The sequence below is a fragment of the Mycolicibacter icosiumassiliensis genome, assembly GCF_900078685.2.
GTDB lineage: Bacteria > Actinomycetota > Actinomycetes > Mycobacteriales > Mycobacteriaceae > Mycobacterium > Mycobacterium icosiumassiliensis.
In genome coordinates, this window is sequence record NZ_LT546200.1 from 1 (window position 1) to 1,649 (window position 1,649).

A 1,649-nucleotide genomic window follows, 5' to 3' on the forward strand; every position below is an offset into this window, starting at 1 on the left:
GCCGCGGGGCGGGCGCGGCGCGGACCCCACCGCCGTCACCGGCCGGTGCGGTCAAACGAGCCATTGCGGCGGCCGCCGAGCAGAGTTCGGAGCTGCGCGTCGGCTTCACCGCTCGGCGTGCGGTGATCCTGGCCGCGGTGATGTGTGTGCTCACCCTGACCGTCGCCGGGCCGGTCCGTACGTTCTTCGCCCAGCACGCGGAGATGAAACAGCAGTCCCAATTGGAGACCACCCTGCACCGTCAGATCACCGACCTGCAGCAACAGAAGGCCAACCTGGACGACCCCGCGCACATCCGGGCGCAGGCCCGCCAGCGGCTCGGCTTCGTCATGCCCGGCGAGATCCCGTATCAGGTCCAGCTGCCCGCGCCCGTCGAGGTGCCGGGCGAACCGGGTGCCGAACCCCTGGCCGCCCCCAGCGGTGACCCCTGGTACACCGCGCTGTGGCACACCATCGCCGACGCGCCGCACCCTCCGCCGCCGCCGCCCGCACCGCCGTGGCTTCCGGTTCCGCCCGTACCTGGGGTGCCCGTTGGTTGATCCCGCCGACCTGGACGCGGTGGGCCGGCAATTGGGCCGAGAGCCTCGCGGCGTCCTGGAGATCTCCTATCGGTGTCCCAACGGCGAACCCGCCGTGGTCAAGACGGCCCCGAAGCTGCCGGACGGAACACCGTTTCCCACCCTGTATTACTTGACGCACCCGGCGCTGACCGCGGCCGCCAGCCGGCTGGAATCGTCGGGTCTGATGGCCGACATGACCGAGCGGCTGCAGCACGATCCCGAACTCGCCGCCGGCTACCGGGCCGCGCACGAGTCCTATCTCGCCGAGCGGGATGCGATCGAATCGTTGGGAACCACGTTCACCGGCGGGGGCATGCCCGACCGGGTGAAATGCCTGCACGTGCTGATGGCGCATTCCCTGGCCAAGGGCCGCGGCGTCAACCCGTTCGGTGACGAAGCGCTGGCCGTCCTGGCCGCCGAGCCGGCGATGGCCGGGATTCTCCGTCCGGAGGAGTGGTTGTGACACTCCTGGCCGGAATCGATTGCGGCACCAACTCGATTCGGCTGTTGATCGCCGAGCCGGTCGAAGGTCGACTGCGCGATGTCCACCGGGAGATGCGCATCGTCAGGTTGGGCGAGGGCGTCGACGCCACCGGACAGTTTGCCCCCGAGGCGCTGGAGCGCACCCGCGCGGCCCTGGAGGACTACGTCGAGTTGCTGGTGGCACACGGAGTTTCGCGAGTGCGGATGGTGGCCACCTCAGCCACCCGCGACGCGGCCAACCGCGAGGTGTTCTTCGCCATGACGGCGCAGGTGCTGGGACGCGCCGTTCCGGGTGCGATCGCCGAGGTGATCACCGGGCAGGAGGAAGCCGAGCTGTCCTTCCGCGGTGCGGTGGGTGAATTGGATAGTGCCGACGGGCCGTTCGTGGTCGTCGACCTCGGTGGTGGTTCCACCGAAGTGGTGCTCGGTGATCCGGACAACGGGGTGTCGGCGAGTTATTCGGCGAACGTCGGCTGTGTCCGATTGACCGAACGGTGCCTGCACTCCGACCCGCCGACCGCCGAGGAAGTCGCGGCCGCTCGCGAGGTGGCCCGCGAACTACTCGGCGAGGCGGTACAGGCGGTGCCGGTGCAGCACGCCCGAACG

The 1,649-nt window shown here is 70.0% G+C and carries 3 protein-coding genes; all 3 read left to right on the plus strand.

What is annotated here, in order from left to right; all coding sequences use genetic code 11:
• Positions 1–539 (plus strand): FtsB family cell division protein (locus tag BN4346_RS47025; RefSeq protein WP_067977110.1); only part of this gene is annotated, 539 nt, incomplete at its 5' end.
• Positions 532–1,023 (plus strand): DUF501 domain-containing protein, encoded by a 492-nt coding sequence (locus tag BN4346_RS47030; protein ID WP_067977111.1) that lies wholly within the window; start codon positions 532–534, stop codon positions 1,021–1,023. The genes BN4346_RS47025 and BN4346_RS47030, both read left to right, overlap by 8 nt.
• Positions 1,014–1,649 (plus strand): Ppx/GppA phosphatase family protein (locus BN4346_RS47035; protein WP_067977112.1); only part of this gene is annotated, 636 nt, incomplete at its 3' end. The genes BN4346_RS47030 and BN4346_RS47035, both read left to right, overlap by 10 nt.